The following is a 22,562-nucleotide window of genomic DNA, read 5'->3' as shown; positions in this document are numbered from 1 at the left end:
CTGTCCAATTCCACCACCCCGTTCGTCCTGAGCTTGGCGAACCGCTGAGAGACTAGCCCGCCGCCATTGCTCCCATGGTCACATAATCGAGCTTCCCCGTCCCGAGCACGGGCAATGCCTCGACCACCCGAATATCGCGCGGCACAGCCAACTCGGCGATCCCGTTCGCCTTGCCCCAAGCCTGAAGTTCCTGCGCCTTCGCTCCCTTGGCGGTGGTGAACAGCACGAGTTGCTCGCCCTTGCGCGGATCGGCACGCGTTACCACGGCATGGTCGGCGTCGGGCCACACCGCGGCGGCATAGCCCTCGACCGCAGGCAGCGAGACCATCTCCCCGCCGATCTTGGCGAAGCGCTTGGCGCGGCCACGGATGGTGATGAACCCCATCTCGTCGATCGTCACGATATCGCCGGTATCGTGCCAGCCCTCGACCGGCGGCTGCAGCATGCCGGGGCCGTCGGCCTTCATATAGCCGGCCATGATATTGGGCCCGCGGATCGACAATTTGCCGCCTTCCCAGATACCCTCGACCGGCTCGACCTTGGCCTCGATCCCCGGCAGCAGGCGCCCGACACTGCCCGCCTTGAAATGCATCGGCGTGTTGACCGCGATCACCGGCGACGCCTCGGTCGCGCCATAGCCTTCGAAGATGCGCACGCCGAACTTCTCGGCCCATACCTTGCGCGTCTCGTCGCGGACGCGCTCAGCGCCGGCGAAGACGTAGCGGACCGAATAGAAGTCGAAATTGTGCCCCATTCGCGCATAGCCGGCCAGGAAGGTGTCGGTACCGAAAAGGATCGTCGCATTGGCATCATAGGCCAACGCCGGGACGATCCGGTAGTGGAGCGGATTGGGATAGAGCAGGGTGCGGATCCCGCTCAGGATCGGCAGCAACGTACCCCCGGTGAGCCCGAAACTATGGAACACCGGCAGCGCGTTGAGCACCAGGTCGGACGAATTGAAGTCGATCCGCGCCGACAATTGCTTGCAGTTGGACAGCAGGTTGCGATGGGTAAGCACCACGCCCTTGGGCAGCCCTTCCGACCCGCTGGTGAACAGGATCACCGCCGCGTCGTCGGGCGATACTTTACGGCGGCGATGCAGCCGTCCCGCCCAGCGCGCCGCGACCAAGGCGCGCAGCTTGGCGACCGTGCCGAGTCCGGTGCCGATATCCTCGAGATAGACGATCTTGCGGCCATCGGCCTCAAGTCCTTCGACGATCGGCTCGAGCTTGCCCTGCGTGACGAAGGCGCGTGCCGTAATGATCGTTTTGACTTCAGCCGCCTGGCACGCCGCCTTCAAATTGGTCAGCCCGGCAGTGTAATTGAGCATGGCCGGCACGCGTCCGATCCGCTGCAGCGCGAAGAAGGTCGCGACCACGCCCGCGACATTGGGCAGCAGCACGCCGACCGCTTCGCCTTGTCTGGTCATCGGATCGAACGCGCGGCCCAGCGCCATGCTGCCGACGACCAGTTTCTTGTAGGTCATCGGTTCGCGCTTGATGTCTTCGACGATCGCCGACTTGCCGCCATTGATGTCCTTGGCGTCGAGCAGCGCCTGGAACAACGTCGTGTCCGTGTCCGACGTCGCGAAGATCATGTTGCTCATCTCGTCGTAGAGACGGCGCCCGGCGATCGTGCGGCGGGCGCGCGCGGTCATCTCGCCCAGAATCTCGAACCGCCGCGGCGGCAACACGGTCAGCGTGATCTTGGGGAACAACTTCAATCGCACCTTGCCGCGCAACTTGGAAAAGGTCGAATATTGCGCCCCGTCGATGCGCACCGGGATGATCGGCGCATCGGCCTTGTCGGCGACCATGCCGGGGCCGTCGAACACCTTCATCAGCGCGCCGGTGACGGTAATCCGTCCCTCGGGGAAGATCACCAAGGTGTTGCCGTCCTTGACCGCCTTGACCATCGCCTTGGTCGACATCGGATTGGTCGGATCGACCGGGAAAGCGCGGAACAGCTTGAGCGCGGGCTTGATCCACCAGCTCGCGACCACCGCGCTGTGTACCGCGAACACCGGCTTGCCCGGCAGGAACACCGCGAGCAGCAACCCATCGAGCCACGACACATGGTTGACCACGACGACCGCGCGCTCGCCCGGCCTGGGCATATTCTCGGCACCATGCACCTCGACGCGATAGGCGATCTCCAGCACGGTCCGGATCAGCCGCTTGATCACCGTTTCGGGGAGGAGCCAGCAACTGACCAAGGCGACGATCAATGTCGCGAAGCCCATCGTCGCGATCACCACGGGGATCGCTGCACCGTAATGCGCCATCGCGATCACCACCGCCATGACCAGCACGATGACGAGTGAATTGACGATATTGTTGGCGGCGATGATCCGCGACCGCTCGGCGACCGGGCTGTTGGTCTGGAGCAGTGCATAGAGCGGGACGATGAACATGCCGCCGGCAAAGGCGAGGCCGGCGAGGTCGATCAGGATGCGCCAGCTGCCCGGCGCCGCCACGAAGCGCGCGATATCGGCACCGGGCGCGGTGACGACGAAGCCGCGCGTGGCCAGCCACAAGTCGATCATGAACCCGGCCATCAACAGCGCCGACAGCGGCACGTAGCGCGCCGATACCTTGCCCTTGAGCAAGCGGTTGACGGCCAGCGAGCCGATCGCGATCGAGATCGAGAAGACCAACAGGAACAGGGTCACGACCGGCTTGTCCGCACCGAGGCGATTGGTGACCAGCGGCGCGAAATCGTTGAGCAGCACCGCGCCGATCGCGAAGAACCAGCTGATTCCCAGTATGCACAGCCAGGCGTCGCGCCCGTCATGCGCCGATTTGAGCACATGCCATGTGCTGCGGAACACATTGCGCTCGACCCGGACGACGCCTGGCGCGGCCGGTGCCGGCGGGATCGCCAGGCTGGCGAGGAACCCCAAAACCGCCATCCCGGTCGCGACCAACCCGGCTTCCCAGGGCGGGATGAAATTGGGCATCAACTGGCCGCCCAGGATCGCCAGGAACGTCCCGGCTTCGATCATGCCGGTGCCGCCCATGATCTCGTTGGGGCCGAGATGCTGGGGCAGGATCGAATATTTGACCGGGCCGAAGATGGTCGAATGGCACCCCATCAGAAACAAGACGGTCAGCAGCAGCGGCACCGATTGCAGCGCGAGTCCCGCAAGACCGAGCGCCATGAAGACGATTTCCGCCGCCTTCACGATGCGCATCAATTTCGCCTTGTCCCAGCCGTCGGCGATCTGTCCGGCCAGCGCGGAGAACAGGAAATAGGGCAGGATGAAGAGCCCGGTGGCGAGCGCCGCAAGCGACGCCGCCCCATTCTCGTCGCCCTTGTAGAGGGTGAAGGTGACGAGGAAGAGCATCGCATATTTGAGCGCGTTGTCGTTGAACGCGCCGATGAACTGGACGACGAACATCGGCCCGAAGCGGCGCTTCGCGAGCAGCGAGAAATCAGGTGCGGACATGTTACCCCCGGGTGTCGGCAGGAACGGTATCGGCCGAGTATGACTCTTCGGTCAACGCGGCGTCAGCCAATGCTGCATCGGGAAGATAGCGGCTGTAGAGCCATCCCACCCCGATCAGGCTGAAGCCAAGCGCGGCGAACGATGCGATGCGCAGCAGTCCGTCAAGACCCGCGGCGTCGAGCAGGAACACCTTGCCCACTGCCGCCAGCATCAGCACCAGCGAGACGATCCGCCAGTCGCGCGACGCACGACGGATGCCCCATTGCAGGAAGCCGATCGCGATCACGATCGCGGTCAGCGACCGACCAATATCCTCAGCCTGGCTCACCCCCGCTTCCGACAGCAACGAGCCGTGGAATGCCTGGCGGAGCAGCGACGCTGCGAACATCAGGATCAGCGCCATCCGCATTCCATCGCGTGCGCGGTCCGCGCCCGGCTCGGGGAAGTCATGGCTCGACAGCCACAGCAAGACGAAAGCCAGACTATAAGCCGGCACCAGCCAGGGCCCAACCCACTGGTCGGTCCATAACGGGTTGTGCATCGCGCCGGTGAACCACGCGAAGTGGAGCAAGGCCGCGACGCCCAGTCCGATCGCGATGCGCTGGGCGCCGAGCCGCCAGGCGCCGAAAGCGGTGGCGGCGAGCAAGGCTTCCCACAGGCTTCGCTCGGCCATGCCGGCAGCGGCGAATCGCGCCGCGTCGGCGATCGCCAGGACATGCTTCCACAGCGAGTGGGTGGCGATCAGGCTGAGCACGATCGCGACAATCGATCCGATCTCGCGCAGCCGCTCGGGCAGGATATTACGGAGCAGCAGGGCGATCAGCACGCAGGCCGGTACGGCAACGCGGATCAGCGTCATGTCGATCGCTGGGGTCGCCGTGACGAGGAAGGGTATGCCGACAACCGCTCCGCCCGCGCCGGTTGCCCAGATCAGCAGCGGCTGTACCGCCCAGCCGATCGACAACAAGGCAGCCATAGGCGCCACGGTCAGCGGTGCGCGCCGGCCCGCCAGCGCCGCGCCGGCAAGCATCGCCGCTGGCACCAGCGCCAGCCAAGTTGCCGGCACCATTTGCGTCGCGGCGACATACACGAGCAGGACGGCGATCGCGGCACTGACCTGACGCGCTCCGCGGTCGATCGACCAGCGGGCAAAGCTCGTCGCCGCTGCCGCCCCGACGGTCCAGCGCAGCAAGGCGATGCCGGCATCGCGATCCTGCACGAGGCCGACCGCGCGTCCGATCTCATTGGCGTCATAGCCGACGAGCAACGCCATGGCAGTCATTCCCGCCACGAACGACGCGTTGCCGATACGAGCATCGTCCGCGGTGCGGCCGAGCAACAGTATAGCGGCCGCACCCAGCGCGACGATCGGCCCGATCGCCCATACCGGCACCGTCAGGCTGGCACCGAGCGCCGTCAACACGACCGCGCTGATACCCAGGATCGCGAACCGCGCATCATCGCGCCGATCGACTATCCGCCAGCCCCAGCCGGCTGCTGCGCCGGTCACGATCGCGGTGACGAGCGCTAGCGGGGCGAAATCGGCGCGCGGCTGCTGGAGCCAGAAATGGCTCGCGGGGATCAATACGCCGGCAAAGCCGAGCACCGCGACCTGTGCCGCGTCGCTCAACCGGCCGTCGGGGCGCCACAGCCGCCACAAGGCGGGCAAGCCATAGATCGCCGACCCGCCGGCCAGCACCAGCGCCAGCATCATGCCGTCAGGGCTTGGCCAGACAGCGGAGAGCAGCAGCCCGACCACCAATCCGGCTAGCGGCAATTCGGCAAAGCTGGGCTCGCGTCGTGCCAGCCAGATCATCGCCGCCGACAGCAAGGCGAACAGGCCCCAATCGAGCGGAGCGAAACCGCCGAGCGCAACGATCGCCGCCATTTGCGCGCAACCGAACAAGGCGGCGATCAAGCGAGCCACACGCCCGGGGTCACCGGCCATCGCAAGCGGAAAGACGATCGCGAGCATCAGGATCAGCATGCCGGTCGACAGCAATGATGCGATGTCGTGCAATCCGGTGGCGATCAATACCAGACCCCAGCCGAACCCGCCCGCCACCGCGAGCGCGCCGAGCCACCACCAGCCCTGCCGCCGCCCGAGCATCGACAATCCGCCCGCGGTCAGTGCCAGCCAGCTCGCCAGCAACGGCACGTCGGGGGAGGTCGATCCGACCAACGCCGGCGCGGCGAGACCGCCGACCAGCCCCAATATTGCACTCGGGGCGCCGAAGCGGACCGACAGCAACCCTGCGAGCAAGGTGATCGCGGCCAGCCCGGCAAAGGCGGTCATCGGCTCGATCAAATGATAGAGATTCGCCGCGACCAGGACGGAGGCATAGAGCGTCGCGATGCCCGCGCCCGACAAAGCCTGGCGGATGCGCGGATCGCGCGCCACGTCGTCGCGGCGCAGCGCGAGTTCCGCGCCGGCGATCAGGGCGCTGCCGAACGCCAGGCCCAGGATCACGCGCACTGGCGGCGACAACAGCCCGGAATCGATCGAATATTTGACGATCAGGAACCCGGCCACCGCGAGCGTGATGCCGCCCGCCCAGATCGGCAGGTAGCGCCCGAAGATATCCTCGAACCCGAAGCGCCTTGCGTGATGTTCGACCGGCGCGGCGACGTGCGTCACCGGTTCGATAGCCGGGGCAGGGGGGAGGGTTTCGGATTCGGGCGCGGCATAGCGCGTCACCGGTTCGGTCTCGGCGATTGCTTGGGGGATTGGCTCTGCCTCGGCAGACGACGGCGGCCCCGGCTCCGGCGCAATCCAGTCGGAGCGCTCGAATCTTGCTTGATCAGACATGGCATCTCGCGCGATCCGCTCCCCGCGATCGAGCGCGAGCTCAAGCGAGGCGATCCGCAGTTTGAGCGCGTCGTCGCGCTGCCACAAAACCGCCGCCACCACGATCAGACCGATCAGCACCAACGCCGTCATTGCCCGAGCCTCCTCCAGGATGGCACGCTGGATAGCATAAACTGAGCGGTGTTCAATAAAAATATTAGACAGTGTTCAATTAAGCTTTTAGGCGGACTCCATGGGACGGCGGTCAGATCATACGCGCGACGAACTCGAACAGCTGATAATCGGCGCGGGGCATACCTTGCTGGCCGAGGTCGGCTATCAGCGCTTCTCGGCGCGTGAGGTGGCGAAACGGATCGGCTATTCGGTCGGCACGATCTACAATGTGTTCGACAGCCTCGACGACCTCATGCTGGCGATCAACGGCCGCACCTTCCTGATCTGGGCGGAAACGATCGCCCGGTCGCTGCAGAATGCCGGTCCCGATCGCATCGCATTGCTGGTCGCCTCCTATTTCGATTTCGCGACGAGCAACCGCAATCTTTGGATGGCGATCTACGACCACCGCCTGCCGGTCGGCGTACCGCTTCCCGAACGTTATGCGCGTCAGCGCGGGGTGCTGACCGACATTCTGCGAGGTGAAATCGCCGCGGTGCTGCCCGACGACCGCCGCGACCGCTCCGCCGCCTTGGCGCGATCGTTGCTCGCCACTGTGCATGGCCATTGCGTGTTCGCGCTCAACGGCACGTTCGCGCTGCTCGAGGAACACGATCCGCACGGCGCTGCGCTGGCGCGCGTGCGTGAAGTGCTGGCGGCGGCGGGAGCGATGAGCGACGAATAAGCAAACGCGACGAGCGTTTTGCGGGTCGTTGCACGGGATCCGGCCTAGCCTGCAAACGACTCGCAACAAAGCGACTCCTGGAACGAACCCAACCTCGGTGCGGTTGAAGGGGGAAAATCAGGAGAGACACCATGGCCGACAAACAGGATGCGATCGCGCTGCTGAAATCCGATCACCGCAAGGTCGAAGACCTGTTCGAGCAGTTCGAGAAGGCGAGCGGTGAGGGTCGCAAGCAGAAGATCGCGCTCGAAATCTGCCTCGAGCTGACGGTCCATGCCCAGATCGAGGAAGAGATATTCTACCCCGCTTGCGAGGGCAAGGTTGAAGAAGATCTGCTCAAGGAAGCCTATGTCGAGCATGACGGCGCCAAGGTGCTGATCGCCGAGATCGAAGCGGGCGCGCCGAGCGACGAGTTTTACGACGCCAAGGTCAAGGTGCTGTCGGAACAGATCGAGCACCATGTCGAAGAGGAAGAAAAGCGGATGGAAGGCATGTTCAGCCAGGCGCGCCACGCCGGGTTGGACATGGATGTGCTCGGCGATCAGCTGCGCGCGCGCAAGGAAGAGCTGATCGCCAATTATAACGCGAATGGGCTCGCCAAGCCGGAAACCACGACCTTGACCGAGGCCAGCGTCTGACGGCCGCGCCCGTCCGTTCGTCACGAACCGGGCCGTCATGTTGCCATGCTTGACTGCGTGGTGGTGGGCGGCGGCCCGGCCGGGCTGACGGCGGCGATCTATCTCGCGCGCTTCCATCTCGACGTGCGCGTGATCGATGCCGGTAACAGCCGCGCGGCGGCAATCCCGATGACGCGCAACCATGCCGGATTTCCCGATGGCATCGCCGGCACCGATCTGCTCGACCGCATGCGGACGCAAGCCCGGCGCTATGGCGCGGCGTTGGTGCGGGCCGAGGTCACCGGGCTAAAGGCGGCTGCCGACGGCCTGCACGTTTCGGTCGGTGACGAGGTCATCGCCACGCGGAGTGTCCTGCTCGCGACCGGGGTGGTCAATCGCCGCCCGCCGATGCCCGACGATCTGCATGCGACCGCCTTGGCGCGGGGATTGCTGCGCTATTGCCCGATCTGCGACGGCTATGAAGTGACCGATCGCCGCGTCGGCGTGCTCGGCACCGGCGGCCACGGGACGCGCGAAGCGGTGTTCCTGCGCGGTTACACCGCCGATGTGACGTTGATCGCACCAGCGGGAAAGCACGACCTCACCCCTGCCGAGCGCGCACTATTGGCGCAATGCGGGGTGGCAACGGTCGACGGTCCGGCCACTGCTTTTGCGATCGACGGCGACGAGATCGGCCTGCGGACAGCCAACCGCGATTGGCGCTTCGACAGCCTCTATCCGGCGCTGGGTTCGGACATCAATTCGGGAGTGGCCGCGGGCCTCGGCGCGGCGCGGTCGGAGGAAGGCTGCTTGATCGTCGACGCGCATCAGCGAACCAATGTCGGTCGCCTCTATGCCGCGGGAGACGTGGTCAAGGGGCTCGACCAGATCAGCCACGCGATGGGCGAAGGCGGCGTGGCGGCGACCACGATCCGCAACGACCTGGCAAGCGAGCACGCCCTGCTGCGCTCTACACCGCCTGGATAGGGCGAAAAGCTTAGCGCTGGCTTTCGTTGCTGGCTGGCATCGCCGGCGTCCCCACGACTCGGCTAATATTGGCTACGTGCACGTCCATGCGGCCCGGACTGTCCGCACAATGCGCCGCATAATAAAGCCGCTCCGGCGTTCGCCGGTCGATCGCCGCGCCGAGGATGAAGGGAGAGCAACCGATGCCCAGCGGGCGCCTCGACGTCCAACCCGATCGCGTACGATAAGATATGAACAGCCGCACGTCGGCCGTATCCGCATCCATGTCTCCAACGCTGAAAACGAGCGTGCGGCCATTGGGCGTAACCGCGGCATCGAGTTCGTCGAGCGGGCCGTTGATCGCATCGCCTAGATTGGCCGGCCTGGCACCGGGCGTGCGAAGATCGACCTCGTACAGATCGTGCTTGCCGCGGCCGCCCCAGCCGTTTGAGGAAAAGATCAGCCCGCCCGCAGGCGTTGGCGTCGCGGCCCATTCCTCTCCGGGTGTGTTGACCTGCGGGCCCAGGTTGCGGGGCGTACCGAAGCGGCCGCTGACCGGATCAATCGACACGACATAGAGGTCGCTGCCGCCGAGCCCGCCGGCGCGGTCGGACTGGAAGTACACCCAACGGCCGTCCGGCGAGAAAGCGGGATCGAATTCGGCCGCGTCGGTATCGAACGACACCCGTGCCGGCGCCGACCATCCCCTGCGAATGCGGTGGATTTCCCAGATATCCTGCTGGTCCGCCGCGGCATCGCGTCCGATCGTGCCCCACAAAATACGTCTGCCATCGGGGCTATGGGCGATTCGCACTTCCGCCGCGGCGGTCGAAATCATGCCGGGACGAACCAGCGCGTCGGTCGCCGGTGCCAGTGCGAGCGAAAGGGCCAGGGCGGAGATCATGCCGATAGCCGTCGCGCCGTTCGGCACGGCCAATGATGAACAAATGCCATCGTCGATCTATGTAATTGGTGCCGGTTATCGGCAAGAGCGGCAGCGTTTCGGTCGAAGCAGAACTCGGTCGAGCGACTCAATGGCCCCATCCTTCCCGGACTTCCTCGCGACCGTCGTCGGGAGCGGCCAAACCAGCATATCGATGCTCAAACATCTTCTCCCGCGAAGCTGAATAGCGCGGTGCCTGTCGGGTGCTCGCTCTCCGGAAAGGGCCGGGGACGCTGACCGCGACTATTTCTTGGTATCGCAAAAATACTAAACGGTCCAAAATGGTTCAGCATTGGGCTAGCTTAGCATCATGGATGATTCGCGCTTCTCTTCGTTGACCCCTCGGGAGATCGAATGTTTGAAGGGTGTCGCGCAACACAAGCGCACCAAGGACATTGCGGCCGACCTGCAACTCTCCCCCAAAACGGTCGACGCATACATTGCCAATGCGGTGCGAAAGCTCGGTTTCTCCGATCGCGACAGCGCGGTTCGGGCACTGATGAGCAGTAGCGCGATGGTAGGGGGTTTTTCCTCATCGGCAATTTCCGGCGTTGAGAATGAGGTTTCTAACGCGCCTTCCTCGTGGCTCGGACGGCTGCCCTGGCCGTTCCCGACGCGAGAAAGGCCGACCAATGACTTGAACTATCCTGGGACGATCGCCGCCATCCTAATCGCGGCGTCGCTGATGGTGACGGCAGTGTCTCTCTACATGCTCGCCATCCGCATGCTCATCGAGCGCCTCTAGGCGCGCATCCAGCAGTCGATTTTTGATTGGCCGGACCAGTGGTCCCGGCGGAGGGGGAATCATGTCCGTTGCATCAATGCAAACTAGCAGTCTCGCCGACATTCCGACAACCAACCTGGCAGTGGCACGGAGGATCATGCGTGCGTTGCTGCCGGCAGAAACCGGCATCGACAGCGCGATCATCGCCCAAACCGACCTGATCGGCTCGATCGTCCGTGGCCGTATGGAAATGGGCGCGTCGATTGAGGTGGGTCACGACGCGGCGGTTCTGGCGGCGCATTCGCTCGCCCATCTATTCGAGGCTCGCGAGGACACGATCAAATGCCATCAGCGTCTCGCCGTCACACGTGATGTACTGGGGCTGGACGGGTCCGATGTCGGCTGCGGGACCGACAAACTGATGGGGGCAGGCCGCAAGGCTAGGGCTGCGTAAATTCGTCGACCGATATAGGAATCGGATCCTATGCAACTCTATCTCTATATCGGTCTTGTCGTCTACGTCATCGCGTTTCCGGCACTATGCGTATTCGCATGGTTTCGAGGCGGCGTGACCGAGCGACGGGTGGCAACCTCTTATATGATTGCCGCCATCGCCTCGATCTCCGCCGGCCTGTTCGGCAACCATTGGCATGGACCCAATTGGGGCGTGATCGTCGTCGACGTCATATTCCTGATCATCCTCGTCGTGATCGCGCGTCAAAGCACAAGGTTCTGGCCGCTATGGACAGCAGCATCTCAATTGGGAGGGTGCCTCGCGCACTTTCCCGCAATCATGAATCCGGCATTTCCCAAGGAACTCTACGTCAGCACGCAACCCTATTGGGCACTGCCACTGCTGGTGAGCCTGTTGATCGGAGTGATTTCCGCGCATCGGCAACGTCGAGTGTGGGAGACGTCAGGCGGCATGAACTCCGGGCCTCGCCCGCCGATTCCGGTCTAATCGCCTACGCCAAGTTCCTGCTCAAGACGGCGGGACGACGGACGAAGGTAGCGTCGGACCTCCGCCTGGTCAGCGCGCAGTGGAGTATCCTGCTCGACTTGTTCATTTCCGCCTTCGAGCGGCGGGCGGTGCCGACCGGCGATGCCTGTCTCGCCAGTTCGGCACCGCATTCGACCGCGCTGCGTCACCTCATCTTCCTGATGGAAGCGGGTTATGTCACCAGAGTACCGGACCCGGACGATGCGCGCCGCACGCTGGTCGGATTGACGTCCAAGGGCGTGGAACTCGTCGGCGGTTGCCTGCAAGCGGAATTCGATGCGCTGAAGGCGGCCCTGGCGGGAGCGACCGACTGAACTGCCTTGGGAGGGCCGGCCGGTCGCTTACGACCAGCCGCCTGCCAGGGCGCGGAACACGTCGATCTGGGCGTCGGCGATCCGCGCGTCCTGCTGGGCGAGCGTCGCCTCGGTCTCGGCATAGGTCCGCTCGGCGTCGAGCCAGGCGAGCGAGTCGACTGCGCCTTCCCGCTGTTGCGCGCGCGTGATCGCCGCGGCGCGTGCCGCTTCGTCGCGCGCCGCCTTGAGCGCGGTACGGCGGTCGAGCGCTCGGGCGTAGCTGTTGAGCGCGGTCTCGGTCTCTTCGAGCGCGCGCAACACGGTGCCATCGAAGGTCGCGAGCGACGCCTGGGTGTCGGCCTTGGCGGCGGCGATCTTGGCGCGCGCGCCTTCCTGGTTGGGAAAGGCCCAGTTGATCAACGGCCCAAGCAGCCAGCGCAGCGGCCCGCCGCCGAACACGTCACCGATATTGGGACCGGTCGAACCGATCGATCCTCCCAGGCTGATACGCGGATAGAGATCGGCAGTGGCGACCCCGATCCGCGCGGTGTCGGCAGCGAGCCGGCGGTCGGCGGCGAGGACGTCGGGGCGGCGCTTGAGCAGGGCAGCGCCGTCACCAACCGGAATCGGCTGGGTGATCTCGAGCCCGACGACGCGTTCGGCGGCGGCAGTCGGAAGGTCGGCCGGCGGCCGACCCGTCAAGGTCGCGAGGCGGAACAAAGCGGCCTGGCGATCGGCTTCGAGCGCCGGAATGTCCGCCGCTCGCTGTTGGCGGAGCGTGGCGATACGCGAGACGTCGAGCTGGGTGGCAAGGCCGGCCTCGTGCCGCCGCTGGGTGAGCAGCAGCGATTTGTCGAGCAGATCGACGATCTGGTTGGCGACCTTGAGCCGCGCGGCGCCCGAGGCGGCGTCGGCATAAGCGCGGGTGGTGTCGGCGACCACCGCGAGGCGGACGGCATCGGCATCGGCCGCGGCGGCGGCTTCGTCGCCGCGTGCCGCCTCGATCCCACGCTTGACGCGGCCGAACAGATCGACCTCGTAGGACACCGACAAGCCGGTATCGATCGACCAATCCTCACGCGGGCTGCCGGGCGCGCGTTGGCTTTCGGGCAGGCGGCCATAGGTCGCGCCGGCATTGAGGCCGGTCGACGGCAGCCGGTCGCTGCGCGCACCGCGGAGCGAGGCGCGGGCGCGTTCGAGATTCGCCACCGCGACGCGGATGTCGGTGTTCGATTTGAGCGCATCGGCGATCAGCACGTCGAGGACGGGGTCCTGATAGAGCCGCCACCAATTCGACGCCGCCGGATCATTGCTGAGCGCGGGAGAATTGGCCGAGACGAACTGGCCGGCCGCGGTCGGCGGCGTGATCGGGGCGACGTAGTTCGGCCCCACCGCGCAGGCGGCGAGCGACAGCGCGGAAACAGCGGTGAGAACCAGCCGCAGTTTCCTCCCTCTCCCCGGAAGGGGAGAGGGTTGCGCAGACTTAGCGCGCGCGAAGCGCGGGCTTAGTCGGAGCTGGGAGAGGGGTGAGGAAGCACGCTGTCCGGAGTGCTTCCTACCCCTCTCCCAACCTTCGCTAGGCGCGCCGACTGCGTCGGCGGGCCAAGCTTCGGTAACCGTCCCTCCAGAGGGGAGAGGGAGTGTTTGCTTCACATCAAACGAACGCATCGAATTCCTCCTCATTCAGCCGGCTGCAGCGATCCGGACAGGTCCGGGCCGGCGGCCGGCCGCTTGCCGCGGGCGCGGGCGATGCGATCGCCCAGCGCGCGGCACACGACGTAGAAAGTGGGGGTGAACAGCAGGCCGAAGGCAGTGACGCCGATCATCCCGAAGAACACTGCGGTACCCAGTGCCTGGCGGAGTTCGGATCCCGCGCCGCTCGCGATCAGCAGGGGCACGGTGCCCAGGATGAAGGCGAAGCTGGTCATCAGGATAGGCCGCAACCGGGTCTGCGCCGCCTGGATCGCGGCACGCGCCGGGCTCAACCCTTCCTGCTCCTCGCCCTGTTTGGCGAATTCGACGATCAGGATCGCGTTTTTCGCTGCCAGCGCGATCAGCACCACCAGGCCGATCTGGGTCAGGACGTTATTGTCCATTCCCCTCAGGTTCACGCCGACCATCGCGGCGAGCAGACACATCGGCACGATCAGGATGATCGACAGCGGCAGGACGAGGCTTTCATATTGCGCCGCCAGCACCAGGAACACGAACACCACCGCCAGCGCGAAGACCACGCCCGCCGTGCTGCCTGCCGCCTTTTGCTGATAGGCGATGCCGGTCCATTCGGTGCCGTAATCAGCGGGGAGATTTTCCGCAGCGAGCTTCTCGAAGGTCTTCAACGACTGACCCGACGAATAGCCCGGCGCGGTGTCGCCATCGACCTCGACCGCGGGGAACAGATTGTAGCGCACGACGCGATACGGCCCGGTCTTGTCGCTGAAATTGGCGACCGATCCGATCGGCACCATCTCGCCCGAATTCGACCGCGTCTTGAGGTTGGCGATATCGGCGACGGTCGCACGGAACGGGGCGTCGGCCTGGGCGGTGACGCGATAGGTGCGTCCCAGCAGGTTGAAGTCGTTCACATAGGCCGAGCCGAGATAGACGTTGAGCGCTTCGAAGACGCGCTCGGGCGGCACGCCGATCAGGTCGGCCTTGGCCCGGTCGATATCGGCGAAGACGCGCGGCGTGTTGGTGTCGAAGAAGGTATAGATCTGATTGAGGCCCGGCGTCTGGTTGGCCTTGCCGATCAGACCGTAGGACTTGGCGGCAAGGTCGGCATAACCGTGCCCGCCGCGGTCCTCGACCATCAGGCGATAGCCGCCGGCCGAGCCGATCCCCTGGATCAACGGCGGGGGCACGATCATCAATCGTGCCTCGTTGATGTCGGCGGTCGCCTTGCGCGCCTCACCCATGATGCTGGCAAGCGTGACGCCGAGTTTCTCGCGATCCTCGAACGACTTGAGCGGGATATAGGCGGCGGCCGAATTTGGCGCGAGCGTCTGGGACGGCCCGTCGAACCCGGCGAGCATCACCGCACCCTTGACGCCCTTGAGCGGCAGGATGCGGTCGGCGACCTTGCGCATCACCGCGTCGGTGCGTTCGACCGAGGCACCGGGCGGCAGCGAGATGACGGTCAGGAAGTAGCCCTGATCCTGCGCCGGGATGAAGCCGGTCGGCGTCGCCCAGAACAGAGCGCCCGTCGCGGCGATCAGGCCGGCATAGATGGTCATCATCCGCTTCGGTCGCGCGACGAGACGCGCGGTGAGCCGCGCATAACCATTGCTCATCCGCTCGAAGCCGCGGTTGAAGCGATCGCCCGCCGCCAGCACCAACTGGTGCAAGCGGCCGCCTTTGGCTTCCTGCGCACGCGGGCGCAGCAGCAAGGCAGCGAGCGCAGGCGACAGGGTCAGCGACAGCAGCAGCGAGATGATCGTCGCGGTGGTGATGGTCACCGCGAACTGCTGATAGAAGGCGCCCGACAGGCCGGTCAGGAACAGGGTCGGCACGAACACCGCGCAGAGCACGAGGACGATCGCGACCAGGGCGGCGGACACTTCGTCCATCGACGTGCGTGCCGCCTCCAATGGGCTCAGCCCGTGTTCGAGATTGCGCTCGACATTCTCGACCACGACGATCGCGTCGTCGACGACGATGCCGATCGCCAGCACCAGGCCGAACAGCGACAGGTTGTTGAGCGAATAGCCGAGTCCCGCAAGGACGGCGAACGTGCCGATCAGCGAGACCGGGATCGCCACCACCGGGATGATCGCGGCGCGCCATTTCTGCAGGAACACGACGATCACCAGCACGACCAGCACGATCGCCTCGAGCAAGGTGTGCATCACCGCGGTGACCGATTGCTGGATGAAGTCGGTCGGGTTCCAGATGACGCTATAGGCGAGACCCTTGGGGAATTTCGCCGACATCGCGTCCATTTCCGCCTTCACCTTCTCGGCGGCGGCGAGCGCGTTGGATCCGGGCCGCTGGAAGATACCCAGAACCACAGTCGGCTTGCCCGACAGATAGGTGTTGGAATTGTAATCGGCGGCGCCCAGTTCGACGCGCGCGACGTCGGAGACGCGGACCTGGCGTCCGTCGGGATCCGAGCGGACAACGACATTGGCGAATTGCGCCGGGTCGGTCAGCCGGCCCTGCGTCTCGACGTTGAACTGGAAGGCGTTGCCCTGGGCATAAGGCGGCTGGCCGAGCGAGCCAGCGGCGACCTGGACGTTCTGCGCGCGGAGCGCCTGGACGATCTCGCCCGCGGTCAGGTTGAGCGCGGCGGCGCGATTGGGGTCGATCCAGACGCGCATCGCATAATCGCGGCTGCCGAACAGCCGGACGTCGCCGACGCCGTCGATCCGGCTCAACCGGTCGCGCACCTGGGTCAGCGCGTAATTGGAGAGATAGCCGCGATCGAGCGAATTGTCGGGCGAGACCAGGTTCACCACCATCAGGAAGTCGGGCGAGGTCTTGCGCGTGACGACGCCAAGGCGCTGCACTTCCTCGGGCAGGCGCGGCACGGCGATCGCGACGCGATTCTGCACCAGCACCTGCGCGGCATCGAGATTGGTGCCGATCTTGAAGGTGACGGTGATCGTGACGTTGCCGTCGCCGGTCGATTGGCTCGACTGGTACAGCATGTTGTCGACGCCGTTGATCTCTTGCTCGATCGGCGCGGCGACGGTTTCCGCCACCGTCTCGGCCGAGGCGCCGGGATAGGACGCACTGACCGTGACGGTTGGCGGGACGATGTCGGGATATTGCGACACCGGCAGGCCGACCCAGGCGATCGCGCCGACGATGGTGATGATCACCGCGATGACCGCGGCGAAGATCGGGCGCGTGATGAAGAAGCGCGACAGGCGCATGATTCCTGTTCCTCGAAGAAAGAGGCGAAAATTCCGGATGTCTCCTCCCCCGTTCGTGCCGAGCCAGCGAAGCACGAGGAGGCTCGGCGCCCGTCGATACGCTCGGGCGAACGAGGGAAGAGTGGAGTCTTACTGGGCGAGCGTGGCCTGACCCGCGGGCGGTGCTGCCAGCTGGGGTGCGGTGGCAGTGGGCGCGACCGGCGCGATCTTGCCGGCCAGCGTCTGCACCTTGGTTCCCGGCTGCGCCATCTGCGTGCCGACGATCACCACCCGGTCGCTCGTCGCGAGCCCGCCGCGGATGACGCGGAGGCCATCGACCACCGGGCCGAGCTGGACCGGCTTGGCGGCGACGCTGCCGTCCTTGGCCACGACCAATACCGTCTTGCGCGCCTGGTCGGTGACGATTGCGGTGTCGGGCACCATCAGCGCGCGGCTGTGGCCGCCGGTCGCCAGCCGCATATTGCCGAACATGCCGGGGGTCAGGAACAGGTTCGGGTTGTCGAGCACGGCGCGACCCCGGATCGTCCCCGACTTCATGTCGAGGCCGTTATCTGTGAAGTCGAGCCTGCCCTTCCAGCGATAATCGCCCTCGTCCTGCAATTTGACCTCGATCGGCGACGCGGCGCCGGCGCCGGCGCGCTTGGCCTTGAGGAACAACGCCTCCGATCCGTCGAAGCTGAAATAGATCGGGTCGAGCGCGTTGATCGTGGTGAGCAAGGTGGCGTTGCCGCCCTCGCCCGCCGCGACCAGGTTGCCGGCATCGATCTTGCGGTCGGAGATCCGGCCCGAGATCGGGGCACGGACGACGGTGAATTCGACGTCGAGCGCACGCGCGCGGGCCCTGGCCTGTGCGGCGGCGAGCGCGGCGGTGGTCGCCTGGACGCGGGCGCGCAGGCGATCGAGCTCGCTTTTCGACACGCCATCGACATCGACCAGCCGCGAGGCGCGGTCGTAATCGACGCGGGCGAGCGCGAGATCGCTATTAGCGGTCGCGACGCCGGCGCGCGCTTCCGCCAGAGCAGCGGCATAAGGACGCGGGTCGATCGTGAAGAGCGGCTGGCCGGCGCGGACGATTTGGCCGTCGGTGAAGTGGATCGCGGTCACCGCGCCCGAGACGCGCGGACGCACCTCGACCGAGCGGCTCGGCTCGAACCGGCCGACATAATCGTCCCACTCGGTGACGTCGCGTTCGAGCGGCGTGGCGACGGTGACGGTCGGCGGTGGCGGTGCGGCCATCGCTGGGGCCGAGCGATGGACCAGGCCATAGCCGGCGGCGAGCAAAGCAACGGGAGCGGCGACCCAGGCGGCACGCTGCCACAGCTGGCGGCGTCCCGGCGCGCTACCGTCGAGCGGATGCGCGGTAGCGTCGTCGTTGATCGGGGTGATCATGTTCATCGGCGGAAGCTCCGGGGAAGATTGGTGCGGATCGCATTGATCCGGAAGAGCAGGGTTTCGTACTGTTCGAGCGTGAAGCCGGCGGCGAGGAAAGCGCGGACTTCGGCCGGCGCGACGGAGAAACCGCGATACCAGCTCAGCACGGCGATGCGGCGCAATGCCTCGAGCCGCGGATCGGATAGGGCCGTCTTGACCACGCCGCCAAATGCCCAGCGAAACGCGCGGGCGAGCGCGCCTGGGCGGTTGATCGACGATAGCCGATCACGCTGGGCGAGATCGACGACCTGCCATTCGAGCGCGGAAAAATCGGCCGGCTTCGGCGTGAAGCTGCGGGGTGCCACGGGGGACCGATCGAGCAGCGCGCCGCCGCCGGCGGGGGCGAATTCGAGATAGGCCATGGCGTGTCCTCCTTATTGTTGGGGCCGCCGCAGGGGGCGTGCGGCGGCCCATGCCCGGCGATGGGGTAGTCGCCGGGGTGATCCGATGAAGATGTGACAAGTCGCGCGCTCCGGCACCGCATCCGGCGCTCGGGGGCGAGGGCTTATCCCTATAATACGCAAACGCTAGAAGTGAGTGTCCGCTCGGCCGTTCATCCGGTCTCTTCCCTTCGACCCGAAGGACGCCCTGGGGAGGATCGTCCATCTTCTATACCGAGCAGTATAGAAACTCAGGTGGAATGGTTCAAGGGAAAATTCTGTACCGAGCGATATTTTTTGCAATGCGGCGTGAAGCCTGGCTTGTCAATCAGCGGCTTGGCCATACAGCAAGCGTGGTATCGACCAGCCGCTGCAAGTCCTCGCGTGAGGCGCCCGCGCCGGCCTGGACCGCCATGCCCTGAAGGATCGCGGTGAGGTATTTGGTGATGCCCTCGGCATCGACCGGAGTGTGGAAATCGCCTTCGGCGACCGCGCGCTCCATCCGCTCGATCAGCGCTTCGTGCGCGATCCTGCCGCGTTCGAGCACTTCCTGTCGGATGCAGTCGGCTTCGGCGCCGCACGCGACCGAACTGATCACGCCGAGACATCCTCGTGGGTCGTCGCGGCTGGTCTGGTTTTCCAGGCTGCCCTGGAGCAAACGCTGGGCGACGCCGCGTGCGGTCGGTGCCTCGAGCGCCTGGCCCATATAGCACAGCTTCTCGCGCTCGTAGAGGTCGAGCGCCTTGCGGAACAAGGCTTCCTTGTTGCCGAACGCGGCGTAGAGGCTGGGACGAGTGATCCCCATCGCATCGGTGAGGTCGGTCATTGACGCGCCCTCATACCCTTTGCTCCAGAACACGCGCAGAGCCGCCGTCAACGCCTGGTCGACGTCGAATTCACGGGGGCGGCCACGGAGGACGGCTGTTTCCATATCGGTCGGTAGATAATTATCGAGTCGGTGTTTGTCCATAGCGGCGCCCTACCCAGCTTGAGCGGTTGTCATCCCTCGGGTTAGCGGCATAGTCGGCTGATGACGAACAGGGTCGAGGAACTGGCGCCGGATGCCGCCATCGTGCTGGCCGATCGCACGGCGCCGGCGGTTTTCCGCGGGATCGCCGCTGACTGGCCGGCGGTGAAGGCCGCCGACCCTGGCGCCTATCTGGCGCAATTCGACACAGGCAAACCGATCGGCGTGGCGATCGCGCCGCCCGAGGCCAATGGACGACTGGGGTATAATGCCGACATGTCGGCGTTGACCTTCGTCCGCGACTCGGGAACGCTTGCCTCGTTGTTTGCGCGGCTCCACACCGCCGCACCCGCGTCAACGCCGCCGGCGATCGCGGCGCAAGCGGTGGCGGTGCCCGAGGCGCTGCCGGGCTTCGAGGCGGAGAACCGAATGCCGTTGGTGCCGGAGGGCGTGGCGCCGCGCATCTGGATCGGCAATCGCGTGCGGGTCGCGACGCATCATGACATGAACAGCAATATCGCCGTGGTGATGGCGGGGCGGCGGCGCTTCACGTTGTTTCCGCCCGATCAGGTCGCCAATCTCTACATCGGTCCGATCGAATTTACCCCTGCGGGCACGCCGATCGGTCTGTTCGATCCCGACGAACCCGATTTCGATCGCTTCCCGCTGGCGCGCGAGGCGATGGCGCATGTCCATATCGTCGAACTCGAGCCAGGTGATGCCCTCTTCATTCCGCATATGTGGTGGCACCATGTCCGCTCGCTCGATCCGGTGAGCATCCTGGTCAATTATTGGTGGGACGAGGCGCCCGCGCCGCAGCCGGGGCTCGCGCCGCTCGACACGATGGTCCACGCGATCCTGGCTTTTTCCGGCCTGCCCGAAAACCAGCGCGCGGCGTGGCGGGCGATGTTCGACGAATTCGTGTTCGGTCCGCCGCTCGATCATGTGCCCGAGGAGCGGCGCGGCATTCGCGGGACGTTGAGCGAGGACAGCAAGGCACGCGTGCGGCGGCAGCTCGGGCAGATGATGTCGCGTTGATTTTTCGGTGCTCCCGGGAAAGCAGGAGCAGGAGTTATCTGGCGACTGCCGCTACCGGTTGCACCACACCACTCGCCTCACCGCCGATCCACGTTTCGTGCACGGCATAATCGTCGTCGAGCAGGACGAGATCGGCGCGCATGCCGGCGGCGATCGTGCCGGTCTGGCCGCTCAGTCCCAGAAACGCCGCCGGTGTCGCCGAAGCCATCGTCACCGCCGTCGCGAGCGAGACGCGGCCGCGCTCGATCATGCCCTTGACCGCGCCTGCCATCGTCAGGGTCGAACCGGCGAGCACGCCGTCCGCGCCATGCAAGGTATCGCCGTCGCGCCAGATCTCGCGGCCCTGGAGCACGAACCGCGTCTCATCCGAGCCGACGCTCGGCATCGCGTCGGTCACCAGCATCAGGCGATGTTGCCCCTTGGCGCGGACCGCGACGCGCAACGTGGCGTCGTGGAGATGGTGGCCGTCGGCGATGATGCCGGCATAGGTGCTGTCATCTTCGAGCGCGGCGCCGACCATGCCGGGCGCGCGGTTGGCGAGCTGCGACATGGCGTTGAACAAATGGGTGAAGCCGGTCAGGCCCGCATCGATCGCGGCGCGGACGGTTTCATAGCGCGCGTCCGAATGGCCGGCACTGACGACAACACCCTTGGCGGCGAGATGCGCGATCTGCGCGGGGGTGGCGCATTCGGGGGCGAGCGTGACCATCGTCCGACCGCGCTTCGCCGAGGTCAGCAGATCGAGATAATCGTCCTTGAGCGGCTGCAGCTTGTCGACCGAATGGATGCCGTGCCGCGCGCTGGACAGGAACGGCCCCTCGATATGGATGCCGAGCACGCCGGGCAGTCCGGCGTCGATCGCGGCATCGACCGCACGGATACCGGCTTCGACTACCGAGAGATCGTCGCTGATCAAGGTCGGCAGCAGGCCGGTGGTGCCAAAGCGGCGGTGCGTTTCGGCGATGACGCGGATCGTCTCGACGCTGGGATCGTCATTGAACAGTCGCCCGCCGCCGCCATTGACCTGGGTGTCGATGAAACCGGGGAGCAGCAATCGGCCGGTGAGATCGACGATCCGTGCATCCTGAGGCGGGGCGGACGAGATCGCGCAAATCTCGCCATCGCCGATCACGACGCAGACATCGTCGCGCAGGCCGGAAGGCAGCAGCACGCGGGCATTGGTGAGCGCGGTGCGGGTCATACCGTTTCGGTCACCTTGGCGAGATGCGGAGGACGGTCGGGATCGCGGCCGCGCGCGACGGCGAGCGCGTTGGCGAGGCGGTAGAAGCTCTGGACGAGCAAAACCGGCTGGAGCACCGGATGCGCGTCGAGGCTTGGCAAGCTCAGGCCCGGCGCATCCTTCAACCCGGCACTCAGCACCAGCGCGCCGCGCTCGGCGAATTCGGGGGCGAGGTCGGCGACGCTGTCGCGCGATTCGTCATCCTGGCCGAGCAGCAGGACCGGAAAGCCCTTTTCGACGATCGCCATCGGGCCGTGGCGGACTTCGGCGGCGCTGAACGCCTCGGCATGGAAGCCGCAAGTCTCCTTGATCTTGAGCGCCATTTCCTGCGCGATGCCGAACGCCGGGCCGCGCGCGACGACATAGAGATTGGTGGCGTTGCGCAGCGGCTCGAGCGCGGGCGACCAATCGAGCGCCCAGGCCTGCTCCAGCAGTGCCGGCAGCCCGTCGAGCGCAGCGAGCAATTCGTCATCCTCCGCCCAGTCGGCGATCAGATGGATCAGCGCGGCGACGCTGGTGATGAACGATTTGGTCGCGGCGACGCTCTTTTCCGGGCCCGCGGCGAGCGGCAGGAAGGTGTCCGCAAGGGCTGCGAGCGGCGAGCTTTCGTCGTTGACCAACGCGACCAGCCGCGCGCCGCCCGTTTTAGCCATCTCGGCGGCGGCGATCAGATCGGGGCTGCGGCCCGATTGCGAGACTGCCAGCATCAAGGTGCCGGCATAATCGGGTGCCGAATCGTAGACCGAGGAAACCGAGGGCGCCGCCGAGCTGGTCAGCAGGCGAAGATGCGTTTCGACCAAATAGCGTGCGACGGTTGCAGCATTGTCCGAGCTGCCGCGCGCCAGGGTCACCACCGCGCGCGGCGGCGCCTGACGCAGCGCTGCGGCCAAGGCGATACGCGCATCGCGCTGGCGGATCGCCTGGCGCGCAACCGCTTCCGCCGCTTCGGCGGCTTCGGCAAACATCAGCGTATTGTGGGGAAGAAGCGGCACGG

Annotated in this window: 18 protein-coding genes; 8 read left to right on the top strand and 10 right to left on the bottom strand. The window is 65.8% G+C overall.

The genetic code is table 11. The annotated features are described in order from the left end of the window. Positions 1-52: 52 nt before the first annotated feature. Both AC1DSD_RS14050 and AC1DSD_RS14045 read right to left on the bottom strand, forming a co-directional pair. Positions 53-3,448, bottom strand: a complete 3,396-nt coding sequence (locus tag AC1DSD_RS14050) for an acyl-[ACP]--phospholipid O-acyltransferase (RefSeq protein ID WP_478030931.1) — start codon at positions 3,446-3,448, stop codon at positions 53-55. Between the two features lies 1 nt (position 3,449). Then, the gene (locus tag AC1DSD_RS14045) at positions 3,450-6,389 is read right to left on the bottom strand and encodes a DUF2339 domain-containing protein (protein ID WP_478030930.1); all 2,940 of its coding nucleotides are present in this window, start codon (positions 6,387-6,389) and stop codon (positions 3,450-3,452) included. 100 nt (positions 6,390-6,489) lie between these two features. On the opposite strand from AC1DSD_RS14045, the gene AC1DSD_RS14040 reads away from it, so the two are divergent. The 3 genes from AC1DSD_RS14040 to AC1DSD_RS14030 all read left to right on the top strand — a co-directional run bounded on the left by AC1DSD_RS14040 (position 6,490) and on the right by AC1DSD_RS14030 (position 8,699). Next, positions 6,490-7,095 carry a TetR/AcrR family transcriptional regulator gene (locus AC1DSD_RS14040; RefSeq protein WP_478030929.1) on the top strand — a complete coding sequence of 202 codons (606 nt, stop codon included), beginning with the start codon at positions 6,490-6,492 and terminating at the stop codon, positions 7,093-7,095. A 131-nt stretch (positions 7,096-7,226) separates the two neighbouring features. Beyond that, a complete protein-coding gene (locus AC1DSD_RS14035) occupies positions 7,227-7,733 on the top strand; it encodes a hemerythrin domain-containing protein (RefSeq protein ID WP_478030928.1) in 507 nt (168 codons plus the stop codon). A 45-nt stretch (positions 7,734-7,778) separates the two neighbouring features. Beyond that, positions 7,779-8,699 carry an NAD(P)/FAD-dependent oxidoreductase gene (locus tag AC1DSD_RS14030; RefSeq protein ID WP_478030927.1) on the top strand — a complete coding sequence of 307 codons (921 nt, stop codon included), beginning with the start codon at positions 7,779-7,781 and terminating at the stop codon, positions 8,697-8,699. Positions 8,700-8,709: 10 nt separating this feature from the next. On the opposite strand, the gene AC1DSD_RS14025 is transcribed toward AC1DSD_RS14030, so the two are convergent. Then, positions 8,710-9,582, bottom strand: a complete 873-nt coding sequence (locus AC1DSD_RS14025; RefSeq protein ID WP_478030925.1) for a TolB family protein — start codon at positions 9,580-9,582, stop codon at positions 8,710-8,712. A gap of 349 nt (positions 9,583-9,931) precedes the next feature. Between AC1DSD_RS14025 and AC1DSD_RS14020 the strand changes: the two genes are divergently transcribed. The 4 genes from AC1DSD_RS14020 (at position 9,932) to AC1DSD_RS14005 (ending at position 11,659) form a co-directional block, all read left to right on the top strand. Next, positions 9,932-10,366 (top strand): helix-turn-helix domain-containing protein, encoded by a 435-nt coding sequence (locus tag AC1DSD_RS14020; RefSeq protein ID WP_478030923.1) that lies wholly within the window; start codon positions 9,932-9,934, stop codon positions 10,364-10,366. Positions 10,367-10,502: 136 nt separating this feature from the next. Next, positions 10,503-10,799: a hypothetical protein gene (locus AC1DSD_RS14015; RefSeq protein ID WP_478030922.1), complete on the top strand. Its 297-nt coding sequence runs from the start codon at positions 10,503-10,505 to the stop codon at positions 10,797-10,799. A 30-nt stretch (positions 10,800-10,829) separates the two neighbouring features. Continuing rightward, positions 10,830-11,306 (top strand): hypothetical protein, encoded by a 477-nt coding sequence (locus tag AC1DSD_RS14010; RefSeq protein WP_478030921.1) that lies wholly within the window; start codon positions 10,830-10,832, stop codon positions 11,304-11,306. Next, positions 11,252-11,659, top strand: a complete 408-nt coding sequence (locus AC1DSD_RS14005; protein ID WP_478030919.1) for a winged helix DNA-binding protein — start codon at positions 11,252-11,254, stop codon at positions 11,657-11,659. Before AC1DSD_RS14010 ends, AC1DSD_RS14005 begins: the two co-directional genes overlap by 55 nt. 27 nt (positions 11,660-11,686) lie before the next feature. Here AC1DSD_RS14005 and AC1DSD_RS14000 read toward each other — a convergent pair whose 3' ends face one another. The 5 genes from AC1DSD_RS14000 to AC1DSD_RS13980 all read right to left on the bottom strand — a co-directional run bounded on the left by AC1DSD_RS14000 (position 11,687) and on the right by AC1DSD_RS13980 (position 19,293). Continuing rightward, entirely contained in the window at positions 11,687-13,081 is a 1,395-nt protein-coding gene (locus AC1DSD_RS14000; RefSeq protein ID WP_478031367.1) for an efflux transporter outer membrane subunit, read from the bottom strand. 236 nt (positions 13,082-13,317) lie between these two features. Continuing rightward, the gene (locus AC1DSD_RS13995) at positions 13,318-16,512 is read right to left on the bottom strand and encodes an efflux RND transporter permease subunit (RefSeq protein WP_478030917.1); all 3,195 of its coding nucleotides are present in this window, start codon (positions 16,510-16,512) and stop codon (positions 13,318-13,320) included. Positions 16,513-16,641: 129 nt separating this feature from the next. After that, positions 16,642-17,907 (bottom strand): efflux RND transporter periplasmic adaptor subunit, encoded by a 1,266-nt coding sequence (locus tag AC1DSD_RS13990; protein WP_478030915.1) that lies wholly within the window; start codon positions 17,905-17,907, stop codon positions 16,642-16,644. Beyond that, positions 17,904-18,305: a hypothetical protein gene (locus AC1DSD_RS13985; protein ID WP_478030914.1), complete on the bottom strand. Its 402-nt coding sequence runs from the start codon at positions 18,303-18,305 to the stop codon at positions 17,904-17,906. Before AC1DSD_RS13985 ends, AC1DSD_RS13990 begins: the two co-directional genes overlap by 4 nt. A 346-nt stretch (positions 18,306-18,651) precedes the next feature. Continuing rightward, complete coding sequence (locus tag AC1DSD_RS13980) at positions 18,652-19,293, bottom strand: TetR/AcrR family transcriptional regulator (RefSeq protein ID WP_478030912.1); 642 nt, start codon at positions 19,291-19,293, stop codon at positions 18,652-18,654. A 60-nt stretch (positions 19,294-19,353) separates the two neighbouring features. Between AC1DSD_RS13980 and AC1DSD_RS13975 the strand changes: the two genes are divergently transcribed. Further along, complete coding sequence (locus AC1DSD_RS13975) at positions 19,354-20,328, top strand: cupin-like domain-containing protein (protein WP_478030910.1); 975 nt, start codon at positions 19,354-19,356, stop codon at positions 20,326-20,328. A 34-nt stretch (positions 20,329-20,362) separates the two neighbouring features. On the opposite strand, the gene nagA is transcribed toward AC1DSD_RS13975, so the two are convergent. Next, on the bottom strand, positions 20,363-21,529 hold the full coding sequence (gene nagA, locus AC1DSD_RS13970) for an N-acetylglucosamine-6-phosphate deacetylase (protein ID WP_478030908.1): 1,167 nt from the start codon (positions 21,527-21,529) through the stop codon (positions 20,363-20,365). Further along, positions 21,526-22,533 (bottom strand): SIS domain-containing protein, encoded by a 1,008-nt coding sequence (locus AC1DSD_RS13965; protein WP_478031365.1) that lies wholly within the window; start codon positions 22,531-22,533, stop codon positions 21,526-21,528. Before AC1DSD_RS13965 ends, nagA begins: the two co-directional genes overlap by 4 nt. Between the last annotated feature and the right edge of the window lie 29 nt (positions 22,534-22,562).

The sequence above is a fragment of the Sphingomonas sp. P4_D12 genome, from assembly GCF_056401895.1.
This window is presented reverse-complemented; position numbering and strand designations above follow the sequence as displayed.

Excerpts from the sequence above, each read along its gene's own strand:
- AC1DSD_RS14050 (WP_478030931.1), bottom strand. The coding sequence starts at position 3,448 with ATGTCCGCACCTGATTTCTCGCTGCTCGCGAAGCGCCGCTTCGGGCCG.
- AC1DSD_RS14045 (WP_478030930.1), bottom strand. The coding sequence starts at position 6,389 with ATGACGGCGTTGGTGCTGATCGGTCTGATCGTGGTGGCGGCGGTTTTG.
- AC1DSD_RS14040 (WP_478030929.1), top strand. The coding sequence starts at position 6,490 with ATGGGACGGCGGTCAGATCATACGCGCGACGAACTCGAACAGCTGATA.
- AC1DSD_RS14035 (WP_478030928.1), top strand. The coding sequence starts at position 7,227 with ATGGCCGACAAACAGGATGCGATCGCGCTGCTGAAATCCGATCACCGC.
- AC1DSD_RS14030 (WP_478030927.1), top strand. The coding sequence starts at position 7,779 with ATGCTTGACTGCGTGGTGGTGGGCGGCGGCCCGGCCGGGCTGACGGCG.
- AC1DSD_RS14025 (WP_478030925.1), bottom strand. The coding sequence starts at position 9,582 with ATGATCTCCGCCCTGGCCCTTTCGCTCGCACTGGCACCGGCGACCGAC.
- AC1DSD_RS14020 (WP_478030923.1), top strand. The coding sequence starts at position 9,932 with ATGGATGATTCGCGCTTCTCTTCGTTGACCCCTCGGGAGATCGAATGT.
- AC1DSD_RS14015 (WP_478030922.1), top strand. The coding sequence starts at position 10,503 with ATGCGTGCGTTGCTGCCGGCAGAAACCGGCATCGACAGCGCGATCATC.
- AC1DSD_RS14010 (WP_478030921.1), top strand. The coding sequence starts at position 10,830 with ATGCAACTCTATCTCTATATCGGTCTTGTCGTCTACGTCATCGCGTTT.
- AC1DSD_RS13995 (WP_478030917.1), bottom strand. The coding sequence starts at position 16,512 with ATGCGCCTGTCGCGCTTCTTCATCACGCGCCCGATCTTCGCCGCGGTC.
- AC1DSD_RS13990 (WP_478030915.1), bottom strand. The coding sequence starts at position 17,907 with ATGAACATGATCACCCCGATCAACGACGACGCTACCGCGCATCCGCTC.
- AC1DSD_RS13985 (WP_478030914.1), bottom strand. The coding sequence starts at position 18,305 with ATGGCCTATCTCGAATTCGCCCCCGCCGGCGGCGGCGCGCTGCTCGAT.
- AC1DSD_RS13980 (WP_478030912.1), bottom strand. The coding sequence starts at position 19,293 with ATGGACAAACACCGACTCGATAATTATCTACCGACCGATATGGAAACA.
- AC1DSD_RS13975 (WP_478030910.1), top strand. The coding sequence starts at position 19,354 with ATGACGAACAGGGTCGAGGAACTGGCGCCGGATGCCGCCATCGTGCTG.
- nagA (WP_478030908.1), bottom strand. The coding sequence starts at position 21,529 with ATGACCCGCACCGCGCTCACCAATGCCCGCGTGCTGCTGCCTTCCGGC.
- AC1DSD_RS13965 (WP_478031365.1), bottom strand. The coding sequence starts at position 22,533 with ATGTTTGCCGAAGCCGCCGAAGCGGCGGAAGCGGTTGCGCGCCAGGCG.